Raw genomic sequence first — 4,515 nt, forward strand, 5'->3', positions numbered from 1 at the left:
TGATGTCTGATATGGCGGCTTGCAAGGCGCGTGTAGCCTCCGGCAGGCTTCCAAGGGCGTAGATTGCGCCGTTCCGTGCCCCTGTTTCGGCCTGTTGGCTGATTCTTGTGGGGTCCAGTCTCCGGGCTGCATCCGCAGCAGCTTTTGCATTGACTGCCGCCGACCGGAGTTCTGTGAGGATTGGGTCTTCACTCATACCTCGCTCTCCAAGCTCCAGCCTTCGAAGGCTGAGCGGTCTTTCTCCGGCAGGCTGGAAATCCACTGTTCGACCCGTTGCCTGATGCCCGGGGTTTTCCTTGCCTCAGCCAATAAAACGCCGCCGAGGATAACCTTGCGGCGTGTGTCGCGTTTGCGGTCTTCACTACGGGCCTTTGCCTTCAGCTTTTGCACTCGCGCCTTGGCCTGTTCAAATTGGCGTTGAGCCTTCTCTAATTCGTTCATCAGCCTGTCTCTGATTTGCTCATCCTTGTCGTAAATTATCACCCAGAAAGCAGCCTTGCGAGACGGAGGAAATACCACCAGAATAAAAACACTGAGAAACCAGAAGGGCGCACTTATGCAAACTTCGTTTGCGTGCGTCAGGGAAATCCTGAACCTCTTCTCCGGGCTTCGCCCTCCGCGCAGCTTCGCATTTGACGACAGGGAAAAGCGTCTTGGCAATCTATCATCTCAGCATCAAGACCGTGAGCCGGAGCAGCGGGCGTTCCGCTGTCGCCGCTGCCGCCTATCGGTCTGGCGAGATGCTGGCCGATGAGCGCACCGGCGAGTTGTCCGACTATCGCCGTAAGCGGGGCGTCGAACACATTGAGATCGTGGCCCCCGCTGATGCCCCGGCATGGGTCCACGACCGGGCGGCGCTGTGGAACGCCGCCGAGGCAGCCGAGCGACGGAAGAACAGCGTCACGGCACGGGAGTACGAGATTGCCTTGCCTGCCGAGTTGACGGCCGAGCAGCGCCAGCAAGCAGCACGGGCCTTCGGGGTCTGGTTGACCGAACGGTTTGGCGTTGTGGCCGACATCGCCATCCACGCCCCCGGTGGGGAGGGGGACCAGAGGAACCACCATGCCCACATACTGACCACCACGCGGGTGGTCAGGGCGGAGGGGCTGGTGGAGAAAACCCGCGTCCTGGACGACCGGCAGAGCGGGGCGGTAGAAGAAGTCCGTGCGAAGTGGGCGGAAATCGCCAACGCAGCCTTAGAGCGGGCCATGGTGGCCGAGCGAGTGGACCACCGAAGCCATGAGCGGCGTGGGGTTGAGGTTGCGCCAACTGTCCACTTGGGACCAGCAGCCGCAGCGATGGAACGGCGAGGGGGCCAGACAGAGAGAGGGGGAATCAACCGTCTTGTGGCAGTAGCTAATCTGGCACTGTCTCAGGCACGTCAGGTGCTAGAGCGAGCCGCAGCAGTGGCCAAGGAAGCCGCTAACGGACTTAACCGGCTGCGCGCCGCAGGAGCTGCCTTGGCTCAGGAGCGGTCCCAAACTGACCGGCTCCGGGAAGCCGCTGAAAAACTACAGCGAGAACGCCAGCAGGAAAAGGTTCGGACGCAGGGGCTAAAAAAAATCCCCGGGCCGGGGTTCGGTCGGGGACTTTAAGCGAAGCCATGGAGCAGGGCTAAGGCCGGGCTGGTTCACGGCGACTAATCTAGATGCCCAAAGGCTTTACCAAGCTTGTCGCACTTCACGAGCAAGATAATTATTCAATGCAACACTATTGAAAAACCAAGAAAAACGCCAATGAATAGACCAATTGTTTGTGGTCCAATCATCCAAAAGAGCTTTGTCTTTAATAATTCAAAAAAACCACCGGTCGTGAATACGGCGTCAGGAATTACAAATCGTCTCAGCATGTCACCTATAAGAGCGCCAAATGCTCCGCATGGGACAGCAACGATAAATCCTAATACTTTCCATAAAAAACCAGCCTGTGCGATTGGACCGGTTTTGGAAAAAACAAGTACTAGAATAGCCAATACAACCGAAGCAATTCCCCACAAAATTGTAATTGGACTAACTGAAGCCTGAACCTGCGAATTTTCCATTATCGGTTACCCTGTCCGGATTTCCTATTTTTGAGCGACCTATCCGGTCATTATCAGCCGCAGGATATATCGACCTCAGACTAACTCAAGCGATAATCTCAAGTAACCTTTCGCTTGTCGGAAAGATTGCTTGATTGAATCATTCGATCAATTGTCTTCAGTCCTGTGCTTTGCAGGGAGTTGCGAAAGAGTCTTGAGTTGGATGGATTAAGCGAAGCCAAGGAACAGGGCTAAGGCTCGGTTCACGGCTACCATGCTCTCATCATCCAGATGTCCAAAGGGTTCACCGAGCTTGTCGCGCTTCACAGTCATGATTTTGTCGATCATGACCTGTGATGTCTTACGTAAGCTATTGATTGAGTTCGGTTCAATGTTCAGCCGGACCAATGGCGCATCAACAAGAGTGCTGGACAGCAAAAGCACGGATACCGTTGCGGTATCTGCAAACTGATCGGACTGAATCACCAAGGCAGGCCGTGGCTTTCCGAAGTCTCCCGGCAAAGCAACCGTCACCAGATCACCACGCCTCATGTCTCATCATCCAGATCGAGAAGGGCGGCATCCAGAAAGTCCATCATCTCACGATCATGGCTATCGGCTTGAGCCACTGTTTGAGCCTGACGGCGGCACTCATCGGCAAAGCCGGGGCGGCGAGTGTCAGGAACCCAAATCTGGATAGGCCGCAGCCCGGCAGCCCGCAAAGCGGCCCGGCGCTTTTGAACACGTTCGGCAACTGGTGTTGGCATGATGTTTCTCCCTAATTGTTACATGTAACAGTTCTTCAGGAAGATTAGAAGTCCTCAATGTTCAGTTGGACGAGGGTTTCAGTAGTACCTGCTCTGCGGGCTTTCCGCCCCACTTTTGGGCGGTTTAACTCTCTCGCAGCAGCCATTACGCCCTCCTCGTCTTTCTGCCAAAAGCCGAGGGTTACGGCGGTAACAGCACGTCCTTTTCTTTGTTCTTGAAAGGTCATGGAAAAATGAGAAAGTTGATTTATTTCATTCATAGCAATATTAAGAACAAACCGTTTTAAATCTGTCCAGTCTCTGTATTTTGCGTCCTCTACGCCGAGTTTCCGACGGAGGTCTGCGACTGTGAAAGTTTGTGTTGGATCTCTCCGACCGGAGAGCAGGCAACCCAATTCGTATAGGGTGACAGTGTATTTCGACCGGAAGGCCAACAGTGCGGCCCGGTTCAAGGTGGCGTAAACGTCGGATGCTCCCAGTAGCCGCCTCACGTCATCATAGAAATCAAACTCAATCCATGAGGTGTCATCTTCGCTGGTTTCTTCGATGATCCGGACTAGAGCGCCTCGGATGCGGGCCGGATGGCCTCTGCTGCTGATCCCTTCCAGAGTCAGACGGATACCGGCGACCTCATCCAGGATTTGCTCAATGCGTTCATTCCCTTTGTGTGCCTGCCGGATATCTCTCTTCGTGATCCTGTGGGTTTGCTTTTGCCAGCCATCACCAGCGGCAGCCCCCATCATCAGAGCAAGAACCCGACGGGCTGTAAGGCTTGGAGAAACGCCTTTAGGGAAATGTGCCTGTATCAGCTCACCAGCTTTGACGACTTGACCAGCATCATCCTTCGCGGCTTTGTGGGCGGCCCGCATGGTCCGGCCTATTTTCGGCAAGGGCTTGTCTTCTGGCATTTGTACGCACCTGTCGTGGGAGTTACATACGATAAACCGAGCCGAGCTTACTATCAAGCTCGGCTCGGGATGCCCCCAAGAACTCGGGATAGAGCCCCCAAAAAGTCAGGGTCGAGCCCCCAAGAACTCGGGATAGAGCCCCCAAGAACTCGGGATCAGAAGCCTATTCAGTATGTTTTTTAAGGGGTTAAAAGCCCTGAATCCTAGAATCCTAAAACAAAAGAATCCCCGGCGCGAGTTATCCACAGGGAGGATGGCAGATACGTCATCCTGAAATACCAATACAAAAACAAACATATATAAAACCTAGGAAACGCGCGTAGGCCGCGCGTTTGAAGATACAGACCCGGCGTACCGCGCCTAAAGGCGCTGCCGGGAAGGCCGGCATGCAGCCGGCCTCATTGGCTTGGCAGGGATCGAGCGTCTGAAACCGACTACGCTTCACTTGAACCAGATGGAGCAGTAGGATTTTCCGCTCTGCTCTCCAATCAGCCCATTCTGTTCCGTGCAGTCTGTGTGGGTTAAAACCTTCGGTGGAACGACAAGGGTAACAAGGGCGGGATAAGTACGGGAAAGTATCCCCGCCATTGAAATACCTCCTGTAAAGGCCGCCAGAAGGCTCAGGAGAGCCGCTATGGCTATTGCTGCCACCTTCCATCGTCCAAGAGCCTTGCGCGCATCTAGCCCCCCTTCAGCGGCGTTTTTTATAGTACCCGTTGCCGCCTTGATGTCTGATATGGCGGCTTGCAAGGCGCGTGTAGCCTCCGGCAGGCTTCCAAGGGCGTAGATTGCGCCGTTCCGTGCCCCTGTTTCGGCCTGT

The 4,515-nt window shown here is 54.8% G+C and carries 8 protein-coding genes; 1 reads left to right on the forward strand and 7 read right to left on the reverse strand.

The window, feature by feature from the left end; genetic code table 11:
- Both FHS48_RS19960 and FHS48_RS19800 read right to left on the reverse strand, forming a co-directional pair.
- A partial coding sequence (locus tag FHS48_RS19960; RefSeq protein WP_221443624.1) for a hypothetical protein occupies positions 1-196 on the reverse strand: 196 nt, incomplete at its 3' end.
- Positions 193-441 carry a mobilization protein gene (locus FHS48_RS19800; protein ID WP_184266718.1) on the reverse strand — a complete coding sequence of 83 codons (249 nt, stop codon included), beginning with the start codon at positions 439-441 and terminating at the stop codon, positions 193-195. The genes FHS48_RS19960 and FHS48_RS19800, both read right to left, overlap by 4 nt.
- Before the next feature lie 212 nt (positions 442-653).
- On the opposite strand from FHS48_RS19800, the gene mobQ reads away from it, so the two are divergent.
- Positions 654-1,595 carry a MobQ family relaxase gene (gene mobQ, locus FHS48_RS19805; protein WP_221443625.1) on the forward strand — a complete coding sequence of 314 codons (942 nt, stop codon included), beginning with the start codon at positions 654-656 and terminating at the stop codon, positions 1,593-1,595.
- Positions 1,596-1,699: 104 nt separating this feature from the next.
- On the opposite strand, the gene FHS48_RS19810 is transcribed toward mobQ, so the two are convergent.
- The 5 genes from FHS48_RS19810 to FHS48_RS19965 all read right to left on the reverse strand — a co-directional run.
- Positions 1,700-2,041: a hypothetical protein gene (locus tag FHS48_RS19810; protein ID WP_184266721.1), complete on the reverse strand. Its 342-nt coding sequence runs from the start codon at positions 2,039-2,041 to the stop codon at positions 1,700-1,702.
- A gap of 207 nt (positions 2,042-2,248) precedes the next feature.
- Positions 2,249-2,572, reverse strand: a complete 324-nt coding sequence (locus FHS48_RS19815; RefSeq protein WP_184266724.1) for a type II toxin-antitoxin system PemK/MazF family toxin — start codon at positions 2,570-2,572, stop codon at positions 2,249-2,251.
- Entirely contained in the window at positions 2,569-2,787 is a 219-nt protein-coding gene (locus tag FHS48_RS19820) for an antitoxin MazE family protein (RefSeq protein ID WP_184266727.1), read from the reverse strand. Before FHS48_RS19820 ends, FHS48_RS19815 begins: the two co-directional genes overlap by 4 nt.
- Before the next feature lie 44 nt (positions 2,788-2,831).
- Entirely contained in the window at positions 2,832-3,695 is an 864-nt protein-coding gene (locus FHS48_RS19825) for a replication initiation protein (protein WP_184266730.1), read from the reverse strand.
- A gap of 441 nt (positions 3,696-4,136) precedes the next feature.
- The coding region (locus FHS48_RS19965; protein ID WP_221443626.1) for a hypothetical protein at positions 4,137-4,515 on the reverse strand (379 nt) is incomplete at its 5' end.

The organism is Novispirillum itersonii (assembly GCF_014205675.1).
Taxonomy (GTDB): Bacteria; Pseudomonadota; Alphaproteobacteria; order Rhodospirillales; family Rhodospirillaceae; genus Novispirillum; species Novispirillum itersonii_A.